The sequence below is a fragment of the Pseudomonas sp. JAI120 genome (assembly GCF_014207255.1).
In the GTDB taxonomy this organism is placed as follows: domain Bacteria; phylum Pseudomonadota; class Gammaproteobacteria; order Pseudomonadales; family Pseudomonadaceae; genus Aquipseudomonas.
This window is the reverse complement of the sequence record NZ_JACHCZ010000001.1, coordinates 2259085-2278215: the sequence shown is the minus strand read 5'-3', so window position 1 is coordinate 2278215 and position 19131 is coordinate 2259085. Positions and strand designations below refer to the sequence as shown.

Annotated in this window: 19 protein-coding genes; 13 read left to right on the top strand and 6 right to left on the bottom strand. The window is 59.3% G+C overall.

Annotation, left to right across the window (positions count from 1 at the left end):
- Positions 1-76 precede the first annotated feature (76 nt).
- The 5 genes from HDC32_RS10750 (at position 77) to HDC32_RS10730 (ending at position 5366) form a co-directional block, all read left to right on the top strand.
- Positions 77-985 (top strand): carbohydrate ABC transporter permease, encoded by a 909-nt coding sequence (locus tag HDC32_RS10750; protein ID WP_048726858.1) that lies wholly within the window; start codon positions 77-79, stop codon positions 983-985.
- Complete coding sequence (locus tag HDC32_RS10745) at positions 978-1823, top strand: carbohydrate ABC transporter permease (RefSeq protein ID WP_034115702.1); 846 nt, start codon at positions 978-980, stop codon at positions 1821-1823. Before HDC32_RS10750 ends, HDC32_RS10745 begins: the two co-directional genes overlap by 8 nt.
- A gap of 2 nt (positions 1824-1825) precedes the next feature.
- Entirely contained in the window at positions 1826-2986 is a 1161-nt protein-coding gene (locus HDC32_RS10740) for an ABC transporter ATP-binding protein (protein ID WP_184743896.1), read from the top strand.
- An 85-nt stretch (positions 2987-3071) separates the two neighbouring features.
- Positions 3072-4418: a carbohydrate porin gene (locus tag HDC32_RS10735; protein WP_184743893.1), complete on the top strand. Its 1347-nt coding sequence runs from the start codon at positions 3072-3074 to the stop codon at positions 4416-4418.
- A 102-nt stretch (positions 4419-4520) separates the two neighbouring features.
- Positions 4521-5366, top strand: coding sequence for a D-hexose-6-phosphate mutarotase (locus HDC32_RS10730; RefSeq protein ID WP_131697855.1), 846 nt, complete (start codon positions 4521-4523; stop codon positions 5364-5366).
- 69 nt (positions 5367-5435) lie between these two features.
- On the opposite strand, the gene HDC32_RS10725 is transcribed toward HDC32_RS10730, so the two are convergent.
- A complete protein-coding gene (locus HDC32_RS10725) occupies positions 5436-6296 on the bottom strand; it encodes a MurR/RpiR family transcriptional regulator (protein ID WP_169898656.1) in 861 nt (286 codons plus the stop codon).
- A 219-nt stretch (positions 6297-6515) separates the two neighbouring features.
- On the opposite strand from HDC32_RS10725, the gene zwf reads away from it, so the two are divergent.
- The 3 genes from zwf to HDC32_RS10710 are packed head-to-tail and all read left to right on the top strand — an operon-like array spanning position 6516 to position 9365.
- Positions 6516-7982, top strand: a complete 1467-nt coding sequence (gene zwf / locus HDC32_RS10720; protein WP_131697854.1) for a glucose-6-phosphate dehydrogenase — start codon at positions 6516-6518, stop codon at positions 7980-7982.
- A complete protein-coding gene (gene pgl, locus HDC32_RS10715; protein WP_184743890.1) occupies positions 7969-8682 on the top strand; it encodes a 6-phosphogluconolactonase in 714 nt (237 codons plus the stop codon). Before zwf ends, pgl begins: the two co-directional genes overlap by 14 nt.
- A 17-nt stretch (positions 8683-8699) precedes the next feature.
- Positions 8700-9365: a bifunctional 4-hydroxy-2-oxoglutarate aldolase/2-dehydro-3-deoxy-phosphogluconate aldolase gene (locus HDC32_RS10710; RefSeq protein ID WP_026067364.1), complete on the top strand. Its 666-nt coding sequence runs from the start codon at positions 8700-8702 to the stop codon at positions 9363-9365.
- A 101-nt stretch (positions 9366-9466) separates the two neighbouring features.
- Here the strand turns inward: HDC32_RS10710 and HDC32_RS10705 are convergent, their stop codons facing one another.
- The gene (locus HDC32_RS10705) at positions 9467-10642 is read right to left on the bottom strand and encodes an aminotransferase class V-fold PLP-dependent enzyme (protein WP_184743886.1); all 1176 of its coding nucleotides are present in this window, start codon (positions 10640-10642) and stop codon (positions 9467-9469) included.
- A 10-nt stretch (positions 10643-10652) separates the two neighbouring features.
- The gene (locus HDC32_RS10700) at positions 10653-10889 is read right to left on the bottom strand and encodes a DUF3820 family protein (RefSeq protein ID WP_017139191.1); all 237 of its coding nucleotides are present in this window, start codon (positions 10887-10889) and stop codon (positions 10653-10655) included.
- A gap of 206 nt (positions 10890-11095) precedes the next feature.
- On the opposite strand from HDC32_RS10700, the gene HDC32_RS10695 reads away from it, so the two are divergent.
- A complete protein-coding gene (locus HDC32_RS10695) occupies positions 11096-11563 on the top strand; it encodes a ferritin-like domain-containing protein (protein ID WP_032891010.1) in 468 nt (155 codons plus the stop codon).
- Positions 11564-11699: 136 nt separating this feature from the next.
- Here the strand turns inward: HDC32_RS10695 and HDC32_RS10690 are convergent, their stop codons facing one another.
- Both HDC32_RS10690 and HDC32_RS10685 read right to left on the bottom strand, forming a co-directional pair.
- Positions 11700-12170 carry a MaoC family dehydratase gene (locus tag HDC32_RS10690; RefSeq protein ID WP_003175719.1) on the bottom strand — a complete coding sequence of 157 codons (471 nt, stop codon included), beginning with the start codon at positions 12168-12170 and terminating at the stop codon, positions 11700-11702.
- A gap of 56 nt (positions 12171-12226) precedes the next feature.
- The gene (locus tag HDC32_RS10685) at positions 12227-13171 is read right to left on the bottom strand and encodes an alpha/beta hydrolase (protein WP_184743883.1); all 945 of its coding nucleotides are present in this window, start codon (positions 13169-13171) and stop codon (positions 12227-12229) included.
- A gap of 222 nt (positions 13172-13393) precedes the next feature.
- Between HDC32_RS10685 and fadD2 the strand changes: the two genes are divergently transcribed.
- Positions 13394-15082, top strand: coding sequence for a long-chain-fatty-acid--CoA ligase FadD2 (fadD2, locus tag HDC32_RS10680; RefSeq protein WP_145337886.1), 1689 nt, complete (start codon positions 13394-13396; stop codon positions 15080-15082).
- Between the two features lie 398 nt (positions 15083-15480).
- Positions 15481-17172: a long-chain-fatty-acid--CoA ligase FadD1 gene (fadD1, locus tag HDC32_RS10675; RefSeq protein WP_131697849.1), complete on the top strand. Its 1692-nt coding sequence runs from the start codon at positions 15481-15483 to the stop codon at positions 17170-17172.
- A gap of 68 nt (positions 17173-17240) precedes the next feature.
- On the opposite strand, the gene HDC32_RS10670 is transcribed toward fadD1, so the two are convergent.
- Positions 17241-17618, bottom strand: a complete 378-nt coding sequence (locus HDC32_RS10670; RefSeq protein WP_131697848.1) for a hypothetical protein — start codon at positions 17616-17618, stop codon at positions 17241-17243.
- Positions 17619-17817: 199 nt separating this feature from the next.
- Between HDC32_RS10670 and HDC32_RS10665 the strand changes: the two genes are divergently transcribed.
- Both HDC32_RS10665 and HDC32_RS10660 read left to right on the top strand, forming a co-directional pair.
- Positions 17818-18003: a CsbD family protein gene (locus HDC32_RS10665; protein ID WP_131697847.1), complete on the top strand. Its 186-nt coding sequence runs from the start codon at positions 17818-17820 to the stop codon at positions 18001-18003.
- A gap of 182 nt (positions 18004-18185) precedes the next feature.
- The gene (locus HDC32_RS10660; RefSeq protein WP_131697846.1) at positions 18186-19130 is read left to right on the top strand and encodes a YihY/virulence factor BrkB family protein; all 945 of its coding nucleotides are present in this window, start codon (positions 18186-18188) and stop codon (positions 19128-19130) included.
- Position 19131 lies beyond the last annotated feature (1 nt).

Below are 19131 nucleotides of genomic sequence, written 5' to 3'. Positions count from 1 at the left end.
TGACCTTGTGAGGGGGACCCCTAACCCCTCACAAGGCTTGTTCCTGTAGTCCTTTTTCCCTGTATTGGATTTCCCCATGAGTTCTGTTGCTGTGTTCAGCAAAGCCTCGCCGTTCGATGCACTGCAGCGCTGGCTACCCAAACTGGTGCTGGCGCCCAGCATGTTCATCGTGTTGGTGGGCTTCTACGGCTACATCCTGTGGACGTTTGTGCTCTCGTTCACCACGTCTACGTTCCTGCCGAGCTACAAATGGGCGGGTCTTGCGCAGTACCAGCGGCTGTTCGACAACGACCGCTGGTGGGTGGCGAGCAAGAACCTGGCGCTTTTCGGCGGGATGTTTATCGGCATCACCTTGGTGATCGGCGTGACGCTGGCGATTTTCCTCGACCAGAAAATCCGCCGCGAAGGTTTTATCCGCACCATTTACCTGTACCCGATGGCGCTCTCGATGATCGTCACCGGTACCGCGTGGAAATGGCTGCTCAACCCGGGCATGGGCCTGGACAAACTCCTGCGTGACTGGGGCTGGGAAGGCTTCCGTCTCGACTGGCTGATCGACCCGGACCGTGTGGTCTACTGCCTGGTGATCGCTGCCGTGTGGCAAGCCTCCGGTTTCATCATGGCGATGTTCCTTGCCGGTTTGCGTGGCGTTGATCAATCGATCATCCGTGCCGCCCAGATCGACGGCGCGAGCCTGCCGCGCATCTACTGGAGCGTGGTGCTGCCCAGCCTGCGTCCGGTGTTCTTCAGTGCGGTGATGATCCTGGCGCACATTGCCATCAAGAGCTTCGACCTGGTGGCGGCCATGACGGCCGGTGGCCCGGGCTACTCGTCCGACCTGCCCGCCATGTTCATGTACTCGTTCACCTTCAGCCGTGGCCAGATGGGCATGGGCTCGGCCAGTGCAATCCTGATGCTCGGTGCGATCCTCGCGATCATCGTGCCGTACCTCTACTCCGAGCTGAGGACCAAGCGTAATGACTAGTCTCGCTGCCAAACCTGCCATCAGCCTGAGCCGCATCGCGATCTACGCGGTGTTGATCCTCGCTGTGTTGCTGTACCTGGTACCGCTGGTGGTGATGTTGCTCACCAGCTTCAAGACCCCGGAAGACATCAGCACCGGCAACCTGCTGAGCTGGCCGACCGTGGTCAGCGGCATCGGCTGGGTCAAGGCCTGGGCCACTGTGGATGGCTACTTCTGGAACTCGATCAAGATCACCGTGCCGGCCGTGCTGATTTCCACCGCCATCGGCGCGTTGAACGGTTATGTGCTGTCGTTCTGGCGCTTCCGTGGTTCGCAGCTGTTCTTCGGTTTGCTGTTGTTCGGCTGCTTCCTGCCGTTCCAGACCGTGCTGCTGCCCGCGTCGTTCACCCTTGGCAAGATGGGCCTGGCCAGCACCACCACTGGCCTGGTGTTTGTGCACGTGGTGTACGGCTTGGCGTTCACCACGCTGTTCTTCCGCAATTACTACGTGAGCATTCCGGATGCGCTGATCAAGGCGGCACGCCTGGACGGTGCCGGTTTCTTCACCATCTTCCGTCAGATCATTTTGCCGATGTCCACGCCGATCATCATGGTCTGCCTGATCTGGCAGTTCACCCAGATCTGGAACGACTTCCTGTTCGGTGTGGTGTTCTCCAGTGGCGACTCCCAGCCCATCACGGTGGCGCTGAACAACCTGGTCAACACCAGCACCGGGGCCAAGGAATATAACGTAGATATGGCGGCGGCGATGATCGCCGGGCTGCCGACCCTGCTGGTCTATGTGATCGCAGGCAAGTATTTCGTGCGCGGCCTGACGGCCGGCGCGGTCAAGGGGTAATCATGGCTACGCTTGAACTTCGCAATGTAAACAAGACCTATGGCGCCGGCCTGCCCGACACCTTGAAGAACATCGAACTGTCGATCAAGGAAGGGGAGTTCCTGATCCTGGTCGGCCCTTCGGGTTGCGGTAAGTCCACGTTGATGAACTGCATCGCCGGCCTTGAGACCATCACCGGCGGCGCGATCATGATCGGCGACCAGGACGTCAGCGGCATGAGCCCCAAGGACCGTGACATCGCCATGGTGTTCCAGTCCTACGCACTGTACCCGACCATGAGCGTGCGCCAGAACATCGAATTCGGCCTCAAGATCCGCAAGATGCCCCAGGCTGACATCGACGCCGAAGTGGCGCGCGTGGCCAAGTTGCTGCAGATCGAACACCTGCTTAACCGCAAGCCCGGCCAGCTTTCCGGCGGCCAGCAACAGCGCGTGGCCATGGGCCGGGCCCTGGCGCGTCGGCCGAAGATCTACCTGTTCGACGAACCGCTGTCGAACCTCGACGCCAAGCTGCGCGTCGAGATGCGTACCGAAATGAAGCTGATGCACCAACGTCTGAAAACTACCACCGTCTACGTGACCCACGACCAGATCGAAGCGATGACCCTGGGCGATAAAGTGGCGGTGATGAAGGACGGCATCATCCAACAATTCGGCACGCCGAAAGAAATTTACAACGACCCTGCTAACCTATTTGTGGCAAGCTTTATCGGTTCACCACCGATGAACTTCGTTCCTATGCGCCTAAAACGCAAGGACGGGAGGCTGGTGGCGCTGCTCGACAGCGGCCAGGCGCGTTGCGAATTGCCGCTGGGTATGAACGACGCCGGTCTGGAAGACCGTGATGTGATTCTGGGCCTGCGCCCGGAGCAGATCGTGTTGGCGGCGGGTGAGGGTAATGGTTCATCGAGCATTCGTGCCGAGGTCCAGGTCACCGAGCCGACCGGTCCGGACACACTGGTGTTTGTGCAGCTCAATGACACCAAGGTCTGCTGCCGTTTGGCGCCTGATGTGGCGCCGCAGGTGGGCGAGACCCTGACACTGCAATTCGATCCATCCAAGGTATTGCTGTTCGACGCCAACACGGGCGAGCGCCTCGGCACTGCTTCTTCATTGCCCGCACAGGGGCATGCGGACAACGTGGCCCAATTCAAAGGTCGCTGAAGTAGATAAGTTGTTGTTTTAGATGAAAAAAGTAACCCGCGTTAGATAAAAACAGTTTAATAACAATAAAGACGAGGATGTAGGGATGAAAAAGCAACACAACAACACCCGGCTGATCTGCCAACTGTCAGCAGCAGCAGCCCTTGTACTGTCCGCCAATGCGATGGCGGCCGATGCATTCAGTGCCGACTCCAAGTGGATGACCGGCGATTGGGGCGGTGAGCGTACCAAGCTGATCGAGCAAGGTATCGACATTAAGGCTGACTACGTAGGGGAAATGGGCGCCAACCTGCGGGGCGGCTATAACGATGACAGAACCGGCCGTTACTCCGACCAGTTCGGGTTGGGCGTAGCGCTGGACCTGCAAAAGCTGTGGGGCTGGGATAACACCCAGGCCAAGATCCAACTGACTAACCGTAATGGCCAGAACATCTCCAACGACCGCATTGGCGACCCGCGTGCCGGCACGCTGAGTTCGTCCATGGAAGTCTACGGTCGTGGCCACATGGTGCGTCTGACCCAGTTCTGGATCCAGCACCAGATGTTCGACAACAAGCTGGACGTGAAGCTCGGCTACTTCGGTGAAGGCGAAGACTTCAACACCTTCCCGTGCGACTTCCAGAACCTGTCGTTCTGTGGCTCCCAGGTCGGTAACTATGTAAACACCTGGTACAACTGGCCGGTCAGCCAGGCCGCTATCCGCGTGAAGTACAACATCACGCCTGAGCTGTATGCGCAAATCGGTGCGTACAACCAGAACCCTTCGCAGCTGGAGCACGGCAACGGCTTCAAGCTCAGCGGCAGCGGCACCAAGGGCACCGTGATTCCGGTGGAGTTGGTCTGGTCGCCGAAGGTGAATAACCTGCCGGGCGAATACCGTGTGGGTTACTACAAGAGCGCGGCTGATGCACCGGACGTGCGTGAAGACGTCAACGGCGGCAATGCGGTCCTTACTGGCGCAGACTTCCGTACCCGCAGCAGCAAGAAAGGCTACTGGTTCGTTGCCCAACAGCAACTTACCACCCATAACGGCGACGCTTCCCGTGGCTTGAACATCGCAGCCAACGCGACCTTCCACGACAAGGAAACCAACCTGGTCGATAACTACCAGTCGTTGATGCTGGTGTACAAAGGCCCATTCGACGCGCGTCCAAAAGATGACGTCGGTATTGGCGCTGCGCGTCTGCACGTCAACAATGACGTGAAGAAAAACGCCGAACTGCTTAACGCCGCCAATGGCGTGAGTGATTACGACAATCCGCTGTACACGCCTATTCGCGAAACCGAGTACAACTTCGAAATCAACTACGGCTTCCACGTCACCAACTGGCTGACCGTGCGTCCCAACCTGCAATACGTTGTCCAACCGGGCGGCGTGGATAAAGTCGACAACGCGCTGGTGGCGGGCCTGAAAATTCAGTCTACGTTCTAACGCTGTTGCGATAAGCTCCTTCTCTCTGTGCGCATTTGCGGGTAGCCATGGCTATCCGCTTTTTTTTGGGCCGCATTGTGAAGACATTCAGGACCGTGGCACATGCATGAGCAACCGCTGCAACGCTTTTTCAAATCCCTGCGCGAGCGTCCAGTGTTCGCCTGGGAGCGCTTTCAGATGCGCGACGTGCTGGTGATCGACCACCCGCTGTGCCAGGCGGTGTTCAGTCGCCAGGGTGCGCAACTCTTGCACTTTCAGCCCCGTGGCCAGAAACCCTGGCTGTGGTGCGCGGCCAAGTGGCCGCAAGTCGGCGCCATCCGTGGCGGCGTGCCGGTGTGCTGGCCGTGGTATGGCCGCCATCCGAGCGAAAACGCGTGGCCGTCCCATGGTTGGGCGCGGTTGATCGACTGGAAACTGCTCGACAGCAGCACCGACGACGACGGCGTGCGCCTGCACTGGCAATTGCAGCTGTGCGACTGGCAGGTCGACCTGCACGCGCACCTGGGCGACACCCTGGAGTTGCGCCTGAGCACCGAGCATCAAGACGAGTTGCCGTGCCAGTTGAGCCATGCTTTGCACGCTTACTGGCGTATTGGTCACGTCGATGAGATAGCGCTGTCTGGACTCGACGGTGCGCACGGTTACGACCAGCTCAATCGCCAGGCGTGCCAGCAGGAAGGCGAGTTGCGCGTGGACGGCGGGTGCCAGCGGGTGTTCCAACACGACGGCGAACTGCACCTCAAGGATCACGCCTGGCAGCGTGAATTGTGCATCGATACCGGCGACAGCGCCGACACCGTGGTATGGCATCCCGGCAGCCGGCCGCTGCTGGGGGTGAGCTTCAACGAGGCGTCGGGGTTTGTGTGCGTGGAGTCGGCGATGGCCGGGGCGAGCCTGGCGCCGGGGGAGAGGGCGCATCTCAGTTTGCAGGCGCGGGCTGGGGTTTAGCGGTGTGGTTGATGGCCTCATCGGGGGCTTGCCGCAGATGAGGCCAGTGAAGCCAACGCACAGGCTGGCTTAGTTAAACTCATCCCCCACCGGATACCGGCTGTCATTCAAACTCTCTTTGATCTTGCGCAGATGCGGCTGGAAATCCACGCCACGGCGCAAGGTCATGCCGGTCGCCAGCACATCCAGCACCGTCAACTGAATGATCCGTGAGGTCATCGGCATATAGATGTCGGTGTCTTCGGGCAGCGGAATGTTCAGGCTGACGGTACTGGCCTTGGCCAGCGGTGAGTTCTCGGCGGTTACGCCCAGCACCGACGCACCGTTTTCCCGGGCGATACGCGCCACTTCCACCAGTTCGCGGGTGCGCCCGGTGTAGGAAATGATCACGAACAGCTCGCCCGTGTGGGCCACCGAGGCGATCATGCGTTGCATCAGCACGTCGGCGTGGGCGGTGACCGCCAGGTTGAAGCGGAAAAACTTGTGCAGCGCGTCCATGGCCACCGGCGCCGAAGCGCCCAGGCCGAAGAAGTGGATCTGCCGCGCCTGGATCAACAGGTCCACGGCCTTGCTGATCAGGGCCGGGTCCAGGGCCTGGCAGGCGGCGTCCAGCGAGGCGATGGCGCTGCCAAAGATCTTCTGGGTGTAGGCCTCGGGGTTATCGTCGGCCTCCACGGCGCGGCTGACGTACGCTGCGCCACTGGCCAGGCTTTGCGCCAACTGCAATTTAAGTTCAGGGTAACCGCTGACGCCGAACGAACGGCAGAAACGGTTGACCGTCGGTTCACTGACCGAGGCGGCTTGGGCGAGGGCTGCGATGGAGAAGCGGGTCGCCTGCTGCGGGTTGAGCAGGATGACCTCGGCCACTTTTTTCTCAGCCTTGTTCAATTCTTCGAGGCGGTTCCGGATCTGTTCCAGAAGATTTCGCACGCGGTCCATTCAGTCTTTCCTTCGGGCGACGATGCAAATAAAGGGCGGCAACCAATCGACGAGTGGCCCTTTGCGGTGGCCTATCCTACTGAGGGTAGCTGAACACCACCACTCGGAATGCGTATTTCGGGAAAATGTTGTGGTTATTACTACATTTTTCCTTGAGTGATGCCTTGAAAAAAGGTATTTGTAGTTTAACTTGATAAAAGAACAAACATCATGCCTTCAATAACCGTAGAACCCTGCACCTTTGCCCTGTTTGGCGCCTTGGGTGATCTGGCGCTGCGCAAGTTATTTCCTGCCCTCTATCAACTCGATGGCGCCGGGCTCCTGCACGACGACACCCGCATCCTGGCCCTGGCCCGGGAAGCCGGTTCCGAACAGCAACACCTGGCCCATATCGAAAAAGAATTGCGTAAATATGTCGGCAAGGAACTGGACGAGAGCATCGCCCAGCGTTTCCTGGCGCGCCTGACCTATGTCCATGTCGACTTCATGAAAGCCGATGACTACGTGGCTCTGGCGGAAAAGGCCGGCACCGAACAACGCCTGATCGCCTACTTCGCCACGCCTGCGTCGGTGTATGGTGCGATCTGCGAGAACCTGTCCAAGGTTGGCCTGGCGGAGAACACCCGCGTCGTGCTGGAGAAACCCATCGGTTCGGACCTGGAATCCTCGCGCAAGGTCAACGACGCCGTGGCGCAGTTCTTCCCGGAAAACCGCACCTACCGCATCGACCACTACCTGGGCAAAGAGACCGTCCAGAACCTGATTGCCCTGCGTTTCGCCAACAGCCTGTTCGAAACCCAGTGGAACCAGAACTACATCTCCCACGTGGAAATCACCGTGGCCGAGCAGGTCGGTATCGAAGGCCGTTGGGGCTATTTCGACAAGGCCGGCCAGCTGCGCGACATGATCCAGAACCACTTGCTGCAGTTGCTTTGCCTGATCGCCATGGACCCGCCGGCCGACCTGTCCGCCGACAGTATCCGTGACGAGAAGGTCAAGGTGCTCAAGGCCCTGGCGCCGATCAGCCCGGATGGCCTCACCACACAGGTGGTGCGTGGCCAGTACATCGCCGGCTACAGCGCCGGCAAGCCGGTGCCCGGTTATCTGGAAGAAGAGAACTCCAACACCCAGAGCGACACTGAAACCTTCGTCGCCCTGCGGGCCGATATTCGTAACTGGCGTTGGGCCGGGGTGCCGTTCTACCTGCGCACCGGCAAGCGCATGCCGCAGAAACTGTCGCAGATCGTCATCCACTTCAAGGAGCCGTCCCACTACATCTTCGCTCCCGAGCAGCGCCTGCAGATCAGCAACAAGCTGATCATCCGCCTGCAGCCGGACGAAGGTATTTCCTTGCGCGTGATGACCAAGGAGCAGGGCCTGGACAAGGGCATGCAACTGCGCAGCGGGCCTCTGCAACTGAATTTTTCCGACACCTATCGCAGCGCACGCATCCCCGATGCCTACGAGCGGTTGTTGCTGGAAGTGATGCGCGGCAATCAGAACCTGTTTGTTCGCAAAGATGAAATCGAAGCCGCGTGGAAGTGGTGTGACCAGTTGATCGCCGGGTGGAAAAAATCCGGTGATGCGCCCAAGCCGTATGCGGCGGGGTCCTGGGGGCCGATGAGCTCGATTGCACTGATCACGCGGGATGGGAGGTCTTGGTATGGCGATATCTGAATTGAAACTGCCTCGGGGCGTGACTGCCCACGAGTACCGCACGCCCGTGCTGCTGGCGGACGGCCTGGCCAACGACGTGGCCGAACAACTGCGCGAGGCCATCAGTGCCCGTGGCGAGGCAATCCTGGTGGTGTCCGGTGGCCGCAGCCCCGTGGCGTTTTTCCAGAACCTGGCCAAGCAAGGCGTGGACTGGTCCAAGGTCACCATCACCCTGGCCGATGAGCGTTGGGTGCCGGTCGAACACGCCGACAGCAATGCCGGCCTGTTGAAGCAGCACCTGTTGCAAGGACCGGCGGCCAAGGCCAAGTTCCTCAGCCTGTACAGCGCCGCCGCCAACCTTGAAGACGCTGCCGAGCAGGCCGATCGCCTGCTGGCCGAGTTACCAGCCATTGATGTGCTGGTGCTGGGCATGGGCGATGACGGCCACACCGCATCGCTGTTTCCCAACAGCCCGAACCTCGCTGAGGCCTTGCAGGCCGACGGTACCCGCCGTTGCTGGCCGATGCTGGCGCCGACCGTGCCGCACCAGCGCCTGACCATGAGTCGCGCGTTGCTGGCCACGGCCCACTACACCGTGCTGTCGATTTCCGGCAGTTCGAAATTGACTACCTTGAGCGCCGCCCTGGCCAGTGACGACGTTGCTGCCATGCCGATTCGCGCGTTTTTGCAACCTACTTTAGAGATTTACTGGTGCCCATGAGCCAAGGATCAGCCGCTATGAAAAGCCCTCAACCGACCGTGTCCATGGCGGATAAAGTTGCCCTGATCGACAGCCTCTGCGCCAAGGCGCGGATCCTGCCGGTGATCACCATCGCCCGCGAACAGGACATCCTGCCGCTGGCCGATGCCCTGGCCGCCGGTGGTTTGACCGCATTGGAAGTGACCCTGCGTTCCGAGTTCGGCCTCAAGGCCATTCAGGTGCTGCGTGAGCAGCGTCCTGAACTGTGCACCGGCGCCGGCACCGTGCTCGACCGCCACATGCTTGAAGCGGCGGAAGTCGCCGGTTCGCAATTTATCGTTACTCCCGGCATTACCCGCGACCTGCTGGAAGCCTCGGTACACAGCCCGATCCCGCTGCTGCCAGGCATCAGCAATGCCTCGGGCATCATGGAAGGCTATGGCCTGGGCTACCGCCGCTTCAAGCTGTTCCCGGCCGAAGTCAGCGGCGGCGTTGCTGCGATCAAGGCCCTTGGCGGCCCGTTCGGCGAAGTGAAATTCTGCCCGACCGGCGGCGTCGGCCCGGCCAATATCAAAAGCTACATGGCGTTGAAAAACGTGATGTGCGTGGGCGGTAGCTGGATGCTTGACCCGGAGTGGGTCAAGAACGGCGACTGGGCCCGCATCCAGGAAGTCACCGCGCAGGCGCTGGCGCTGCTGGATTGATCTGATTCACCGAATCGTTGTTGCTGTGCTTAACGGCATTTTTGCGGTGCACTTGGTCGGTGTACCGCTTTTTTTTGCCTGCAAAAAACTGAGACCCCCATTTAATCGCTGCTTAGCTCGGTAATGGCGTTGACCAGGACATTGATGTCCGCTGCTGACGTCACCAACCCCGGTGTCACGCGGATACAGGTACCAAACGCAGCACCCGTGCGCGTGGTGGTGAACAGGTCGTAGTCCTCGAGCATGCGATCCACCATCACCAACTGATCCCGCCCGCTGAACTTGAACGCCGTAATCCCGCAATACAGCCGTGGATCATCCGGCGTCAGCACCTCGATCCCCGGCAACGGCCGTACTTGGCTCACCCATAAATCCCGCAGGTAATTGATCCGCGCGCCCTTGGCCGCCGCGCCACCCAGCGCGCGATGTTCTTGCAGTACCAGCGGCAAGGTCATCAGTGCCGGAAAGTTCGGCGTGCTGTACGACGTGCGCGCACGCACGTCATTTACGGGATAGTGGAACTCGCCCATGTCCGGATCAATGTCAGCCAGGCGTTCGGGGGCGATATAGAGGAACCCCAGGGTCAGCGGCGCGCCGATCCATTTGTGCAGGTTGAACCCGGCGAACGCAATGCCCAGCGCGGCGAGGTTGAACTCGATCTGGCCCAGGGCATGGGCGCCGTCGAGGATCACGTCGATGGCATGCTCACGCGCAGCCTTGGCGATGGCTTCAACAGGCATCACCAGGCCGGTGCGGTGGGTCACATGGGTAAGTGCCATCAGCCTGAGGCGCGGATACCGGGTGAACGCTTCGCGATAGGTCTGCACCAGGCTGTCGAAACTGGCCGGATGAGTGTGGGACAACTCGATCACTTCCACACCGCGAGCACCCGCCAACCAGCGCATCGCACCTTTGACGGTGTCGTATTCCAGGTCACTGATCAGCACCTGATCGCCGGCTTGCAGGCGGTTGTAGTTGCGGATCAGTGATTGCAGGGCTTCGGTGGCGTTGCGGGTAAAGGCGACTGCCTCGGGGTCGACGTCGATCAGGCCCGCCAGTTGGCGACGGATCTCGACGTTTTCACCTTGCTCGAAGCGCTGGCGCACATACAGTGAGTTGCTGCGGTTGATAAACGCCACGTGTTCCAGGTACTGCGCCTGCACGTCGCGGCTCATGCGCCCGAAGTAGCCGTTCTCCAGGTTGATCGGGCCGGGCTCCAGCGCATAGCGCTGGGCGATGGCCTGCCAGTGAAGTTCGTTGTCAGCATTCCTTGGCATGGCGAGTCTCTTAATGGCGGGGGGCGGGTTTACCGTGTTTAACGCGCAGCGGTTCCAACAGTTCAGACAAACCGTTGTGGTCGATTTCCTGCATCAGTGCCAGCAACCCGCCCAACTCGCCGTGGGGAAAGCCTTCGCGGGCGAACCAGTTCAAGTAGGGACCCGGCAGATCGGCGATGATCCGGCCCTTGTACTTGCCGAAGGGCATTTCGCGGGTGATCAGCAGTTCCAGTTTTTCGGGATTCATGGGCTTCGTGTGAGTGAGGCGAGATCTTCGAAAATACAGGCATTCTGCATGAAGGCCAAATGACAGATCATGCAAATAACGTACATACAGATGGTTCAAATATTTTTAAGTTATTGAAAATAAACATAAAAGTAATTTTTAAAAACCTGGCATGGGCGCTGCAATCATTAAGGCAACCCTTCTTCACCTGCCTAAGGAATTGAAAAATGACTGACATCAACAAAGAATCGATCTCCGTACTGAACGACCTGATCGAAACCAGCATCGACGGCCAGAAAGGCTTCAAGGAATGCGCTGAAGACATCAAGCATCCGGAACTCAAGGCTCTGTTTGCCAAGCGTTCCGCTGACTGCGCCACTGCCGCCGCCGAACTGAAGACGGCTGTACGTGCCTTGGGCGGTGATCCGGAAGATTCCGGCAGCGTTGCCGGCGCCCTGCACCGTGGCTGGGTCGACGTTAAGTCGATGGTTACCGGTAAAGACGAAGAGGCTGTGCTGAACGAAGCCGAGCGCGGCGAAGACCACGCACTGAAGGCTTACAAAGAAGCCATCGAGAAGATCAACAAGCACAACCTGCTGGGCATTCGTGACCTGGTTGAGCGTCAGTATCACGGCGTACAACGCAATCACGATCAGGTAAAAGCCCTGCGTAACCAGGCTCGCGCTCAGTCGTAAGCCCTGCTGTGTAACAAATGTGGGAGGGGGCTTGCTCCCGATAGCGGTGGATCAGTCGACATTTCAATGACTGACTCACCGCAATCGGGAGCAAGCCCCCTCCCACAGTTGTATGGTGTTGGCCTTGAAACCGTACTCAGCCAATGCTGATCGGCGGCAGCTCGGTCAATGTCACGACCTGCTGCTTGCGTGGTGCAAGAATTTCCGCCTCGCCATCCACTACCAGCTCATCGCGCTGGTTGAACACACGGGTGGCGATGCGTACGCGAAACTTCGGCAGCTTCTCGAGGATTTCCAGGCGCACGGTGAGGGTATCGCCGATTTTTACCGGCTTCTGGAAGCTCATCTGCTGGCCGATGTAGATGGTACCCGGCCCAGGCAGCTCGCAGGCAACGGCCGCGCTGATCAGGGCGCCGCTGAACATACCGTGGGCGATACGCTCCTTGAACATGGTCGCCTTGGCGTATTCGGCATCCAGATGCACCGGGTTGTGGTCGCCGGACATGGCGGCAAACAGCTGAATATCACGTTCTTCGACGGTCTTGCTGTAGCTGGCGGTCTGGCCGACTTCAAGGGCTTCGTACGGGGTGTTGGTTACCTGGGTCATCTAAAGGTGCATCCTGTGGCTAATCGGTAATTTAACTATCTGATTTTAAACAAAATTTATTCGCAGCGGGCCGGCCTGTGCAAGGTCATGACCTGGTCGAGCCACGCCAGTACGTCTGCCGTGACTTCATCGCGGTTGGTTTCGTTGAACACTTCATGACGCGCCTGCGGGTAGATATTCAGTTGCAGGTTCTGGCAGCCGGCTTCGCGCAGGGCATCGGCCAGGCTTTTGAGACGCTTGCCCTCACTCACCGGATCACATTCGCCGCCCATCACCAGGATGGGCAGGCCCGGATCGATCTGCACGAGATTGGACGCTTTGCTGATTTGCTGCAAGCCACCGAGCAGGTCGATCCACAACTGGTTGGTGCAGCGGAAACCACAGAGTGGGTCATTGATGTACTTGTCGACTTCAACCGGGTCGCGACTGAGCCAATCGAACGCCGTGCGATTGGGTTTGAACGCCTTGTTGAATGAGCCGAATGACAGGAACTCGATCAGCGCACTGCGCCCACGCACACCCTGGCGCAGACGTTCGGCGCGTGCGATCAGCCGTGCGGCGCGGTAGAGCGCCACGGGCTGGAAATTCGAACCACTGAGAATCGCCCCGTTGAGGCTGGCGCTGTGGTGCAGCAGGTAGGCCTGGGCGATGTAGCTGCCCATGCTGTGGCCCAGCAAAATGATCGGCAGCCCCGGTTGTTGCTGGCCGATGTGCTGGTTGAGGCTGGCCAGGTCGCCCACCACTTTGTTCCAGCCATCTTTCTCGGCGTAGAGCCCCAAGGTGCCCTCGTCGGCGGTGCGGCCATGGCCGCGCTGGTCCGGCGCATACAGGCCGAAGCCTGCGCCACACAAGGCTTCGGCCAGGCGCGCGTACCGACCACTGTGTTCGGCCATGCCGTGGGACAGCATGAGCAGCGCCTTGGGCGGAGCATCGGGCAGCCATTGATTGACGTACAGGCGGCTGTGGTCATTCGCGGTCAGCCAGAAGGTGCTGTGATTCATGGCGGTTCCTTTTCTCAAGGTCTGCACAGGGACGTTGCAGTGTATAGCTCATCCCGCGGGAAGCGTCTGATCAGCACAGGCCCCTGTAGGAAGATTCACGCAATAAATGACGCTCCTTCCTGTATTTGCCTGTTTGGCCATAGCTGCTAACGTCCCCAAAGCTCCGCTTTTTATAAGCAGTACAAAAGCGGCCGGACACATTCAGGTAAGAGGACAAGAATAATGCAACCTGATTTCTGGAATGACAAACGCGCGGCGGGCGTTCCTAACGACATCGACCTCTCGGCCTACAAGTCGGTGATCGAAGTCTTCGAGCGCTCGTGCAAGGCCTTTGCCGACCGTCCGGCATTCAGCAACATGGGTATCACCCTGACCTACGCCGAGCTTGAGCGCCAGAGTGCGGCGTTCGCCGGCTACCTGCAGCAGCATACCGACCTCAAGCCCGGCGAGCGCATCGCCGTGCAGATGCCCAACGTGCTGCACTACCCGATTGCCGTGTTCGGCGCACTGCGTGCCGGGTTGATCGTGGTCAACACCAACCCGCTGTACACCCCGCGCGAGATGCGCCACCAGTTCAAGGACGCCGGCGTGCGTGCCCTGGTCTACCTCAACCTGTTTGGTTCGCGGGTGCAGGAGGTATGCACCGACACCGAGATCGACTACCTGATCGAAGCCAAGATGGGCGATTTCCTGCCCGCCGCCAAGGGCTGGCTGGTCAACACCGTGGTCGACAAGGTCAAGAAGATGGTCCCGGCCTACCAATTGCCGCGTGCGGTGTCGTTCAAGCGCGCCTTGCGCATGGGCGCGGGCCTCGGCGTGACGCGCCACCCGGTAAACCTGGACGATATCGCCGTGCTGCAATACACCGGCGGCACCACCGGCCTGGCCAAGGGCGCGATGCTCACCCATGGCAACCTGGTGGCGAACATGCAACAGGTGCGCGCCTGCATGTCCCAGACCGGCGATGACGGCCACCCACTGATCAAGGAAGGGCAGGAAGTGATGATCGCGCCGCTGCCGCTTTACCACATCTATGCCTTCACCGCGAACTGCATGTGCATGATGGTCTCGGGTAATCACAACGTGCTGATCACCAATCCGCGGGACATCGGTGGGTTTATCAAAGAGCTGAAAAAGTGGCGCTTTACCGGGTTGCTGGGGCTCAACACGTTGTTTGTGGCGCTGATGGACCACCCGGACTTCAAGAACCTGGATTTCTCCCACCTCAAGCTCACCAACTCCGGTGGCACGGCACTGATCAAGGCCACGGCCGAACGCTGGGAGCAAATCACCGGCTGCTCGATCGGCGAGGGCTACGGCCTCACGGAAACCTCGCCGGTCGCCAGCACCAATCCCTACGGCAACAAGTCACGGCTGGGTACCGTGGGTATCCCGGTGCCCGCCACGGCGATGAAGGTGATTGATGACGAAGGCACCGAGCTGCCCCTGGGCGAGCGCGGCGAGTTGTGCATCAAGGGCCCGCAGGTGATGAAGGGCTATTGGCAGCAACCGGCCGCCACCGCTGAGGCTCTGGACGCCGAAGGTTGGCTGAAGACCGGTGACATCGCGGTGATCGACGACGATGGGTTTGTGCGCATTGTCGACCGCAAGAAGGATTTGATCATCGTCTCGGGCTTCAACGTGTACCCCAATGAGATCGAAGACGTGGTAATGGCCCACCCGGCGGTGGCCAACTGCGCGGTGATCGGCGTACCGGACGAGCGCACGGGGGAGGCGGTGAAGCTGTTTGTGGTGGCGCGTGCGGAAGGGGTGAGCCTTGAGGAGTTGAAGGCGTACTGCAAGACCAACTTCACCGGGTACAAGGTGCCCAAGCACATTGTGTTGCGCGACTCGTTGCCGATGACGCCGGTAGGGAAGATCCTGCGCAGGGAGCTACGCGACATCGCCTGATGTGAAATGCGGTAAAAAATGTGGGAGGGGGGGGGCGACGATTCGATTTGCCCCCGATAGCGGAGAATCAGTCACCCGATATATAGACTGAGCCACCGTTATCGGGGGCAAGTCCCTCCCACATTTATCGTGTGCCGTCCTGAAGGCCTATTCCAGAGCCTTTCATCAAAGGATTTCACTTCCGTTTAAAGTGTGACCAAATATTGTAGGACAGTCATGATTATGACTGTAGGGCCCTCCTTTGGCTCTAGGCGGCCCTTGGCAAAGCTGCTACTCTCGGCGCGCTTTGTGACGTCTAGGCCTGCTTGAAAGCGCCAGATTCACCAAAAAAAAACATACACCAATAATAATCGCATCAAATGCGATGATGAATTCGCGTCGCTGAGGAGTGGGCTTCCATGCACGAAGACTTTTGGAAGGATAAGTACCCCGCCGGGATTGCTGCAGAAATCAATCCAGACGAGTATCCGAATATTCAGGCGGTATTGAAGCAGTCCTGCCAGCGCTTCGCCAACAAACCGGCTTTCAGCAACCTGGGCAAGACACTCACCTATGGTGAATTGTACGAACTGTCCGGCGCCTTCGCCGCGTACCTGCAACAGCATACCGACTTGAAGCCCGGCGATCGAATTGCCGTGCAGTTGCCCAACGTCCTGCAATACCCGGTCGCCGTGTTCGGTGCCATCCGTGCCGGCCTGATCGTGGTCAACACCAACCCGCTGTACACCGCGCGGGAAATGGAACACCAATTCAATGATTCCGGCGCCAAGGCGCTGGTTTGCCTGGCCAACATGGCCCACCTGGCGGAAAAGGTCGTACCCAAGACCGCCGTCAAGCATGTGATCGTCACCGAAGTCGCCGACCTGTTGCCGCCGCTCAAGCGCCTGCTGATCAACAGCGTCATCAAGTACGTGAAGAAAATGGTTCCGGCCTATCACTTGCCCAAGGCGATCAAGTTCAACGACGTACTCGCCAAGGGCCAGGGGCAAGCGGTCAACGAAGTCTGCCCGGCCAGCAGCGATGTGGCTGTATTGCAATACACCGGTGGCACCACCGGTGTGGCCAAAGGCGCGATGCTCACCCACCGCAACCTGGTCGCCAACATGTTGCAATGCAAGGCGCTGATGGGCTCCAACCTCCATGAAGGTTGCGAGATCCTGATCACGCCGCTGCCGCTGTACCACATCTATGCGTTCACCTTTCATTGCATGGCGATGATGCTGATCGGCAACCACAACATCCTTATCAGCAACCCGCGCGACCTGCCGGCGATGGTAAAGGAACTGTCGAAGTGGAAGTTCAGCGGCTTTGTCGGCCTGAATACCCTGTTCGTGGCGCTGTGCAACAACGAAGCCTTCCGCAAGCTGGACTTCTCCGCGCTGAAGGTCACCCTGTCGGGCGGCATGGCCCTGCAACTGGCGGCGGCCGAGCGTTGGAAAGCCGTGACCGGTTGCGGCATCTGCGAAGGCTACGGCATGACCGAAACCAGCCCGGTGGCCACGGTGAACCCGATCCAGCATATCCAGATCGGTACCATCGGTATTCCGGTGCCGTCGACCCTGTGCAAGGTCATCACCGACGACGGTGTCGAACTGGCCCTGGGTGAAGTCGGAGAACTGTGCGTCAAGGGCCCGCAGGTGATGAAGGGCTACTGGCAGCGCGAAGACGCCACTGCCGAGATGCTCGACAGCGAAGGCTGGCTGAAGACCGGCGACATCGCGATCATCCAGCCGGATGGCTATATGCGTATTGTCGACCGCAAGAAGGACATGATCCTGGTCTCCGGTTTCAACGTGTACCCCAACGAGCTGGAAGACGTGCTGGCGGGCCTGCCGGGCGTGCTGCAGTGCGCGGCCATCGGTGTGCCGGATGAAAAATCCGGGGAACACATCAAGCTCTTTATCGTGGTCAAGCCGGGTGCCACCCTCACCAAGGAACAGGTGATGGAGCATATGCGCGCCAATGTCACCGGCTACAAGGTGCCAAAGGCCGTGGAATTCCGCGATGCGTTGCCGACCACCAACGTGGGCAAGATCCTGCGCCGCGAATTGCGTGATGAAGAGTTGAAGAAACTCGGTCTTAAAAAGTAACGCAGTCCAAAGGTGGGAGGGGCGGTGCGACGATTCGACTTGCCCCCTCCCACCTTTAAATCCGGTGCTTACACGGCGAACTGCGCGAAGCTGATTCCCGCACCCGCCGGCCGCACATCCTTCAAGAACGAATCCTTGTCCGCACTCAGCTCCAGGGTAATTTCCGGCTTGCGCTTGCCCGCATTGCGCACCACCAGCCCTTCGAGCTTTTCACGCAGGAACGCTGTCGGCACCTTCAGGTGCAGCAGCTGGTCGGTCTCGGCGTTGTGCATCAACAGGTGAATCCACTCGTACTGGCCGACGGCAATACGACCCACCGGCAGATCGAACCACCAGATGTTGCGTTTGCGGTCCAGGTCGGTGAAGTGGCAGTTGTTGACGCCGAGTACGGCACCACCCAGTTCCTGGTTTCTGCGGGCGATGGCCTGTGCTTTATTGAGTTTCATAACCTTCCTACGGGATCTGTTATTCAGCGTTAGAGCCTGAATCTGCCGGGCATTCTCGTGGGTTGGCTGCAAAACATAAAGCCAAACCTGCGGCTGGTGATGAAATGCGCACTGAAAAATAATTGAAACTCTGCCGAACGGCCTCGGGTCAACCTCTACGTAATGACCAAAATCCTTGATTGTTCCCAGGAGAGATACCATGAGTAGCACATCGGATAAGGCAAAAGGCTTGGCGAATGAAGCCGTCGGCAATATCAAGCAGGGCGTCGGCAAAGCCACTGACAACGACAAGCTGCGCGCTGAAGGCGTCATTCAAGAAAAGAAAGGCGAAGTTCAAAAAGCGGTTGGCGACACCAAGGACGCGGTCAAGAAAGCGACCAAATAGTCCTGACCCGGCTGACGGCAATTGCCCAGTTTTGCGGCCATCCACGGATGGCCGTTTTTATGTCATGTGTTGCAACTAAAGTTTCGAAATTGTTTCAAAGTCGCCAAATGGGCTACTTTGATGTAGAAAACGGCCCCTGAGTCGCCCACGAACTTACCCTCTTTGCGGCGAAAGGAGACGCTATGATCTTTCCGGTTCTCGATGGTCTCAAGCTGCACAAGGTGCTGGTGCGTACCGTCAAGGAATTCGTCGATGACGAGATGTCCACCTATGCCTCGGCACTGGCCTACCAGATGCTGTTCTCGTTGTTTCCCTTCTTGCTGTTCCTTATCGCTCTGATCGGTTTCCTGCACCTGCCGGACTTTTTCACCTGGCTGCGCCTGCAGTCGGAGCTGGTGTTGCCGCCCCAGGCCCTGGAGCAGGTCAACCCGGTGATCGACCAGTTGCAGCAATCCAAGGGCGGCTTGCTCTCGGTGGGTATCGTGATTGCCCTGTGGACCGCCTCCGCTGGCGTGCGCCTGATGATGAGCGCCATGAACGCTGCGTACGACGTGGTGGAAGGCCGGCCGATCTGGAAGCGTTTTCCGTTGTCGATTTTCTACACCGTCGGCATCGCCGGCATGCTGCTGGCCGCCGCCGCGCTGATGGTGCTCGGCCCACAGGTGATGGAATGGCTGGCCGGCCAGATTGGCATGCAGGAGTTCGTGGTCACCCTGTGGACCATCGTGCGATGGCCGCTGATTGTGATCCTGCTGATGTTCGCCGTGGCCCTCATGTATTACGTGATGCCGGACGTTGAGCAGAAGTTTCGCTTTATCACCCCCGGTTCCGTGCTGGCGGTGGTGGTGTGGATCGTCGCCTCTCTTGGTTTTGGCTACTACGTCAAAACCTTTGCCGACTACAACGCCATGTATGGCAGCATCGGTGCGATCATCGTGCTGCTTCTGTACTTCTATATTTCCGCCGCCGTGCTGCTGCTGGGGGCGGAGATGAACGCCGTGATCGAGCATATGTCGGCCGAAGGCAAGGAACCCGGCGCGAAGGATTTCGACGAGCCCCCGCAGGAAAAACAACACGTCTCCGGCCTCGGCCGCGACCACTCCAAACCCACTACCGACGAAGTCTGAT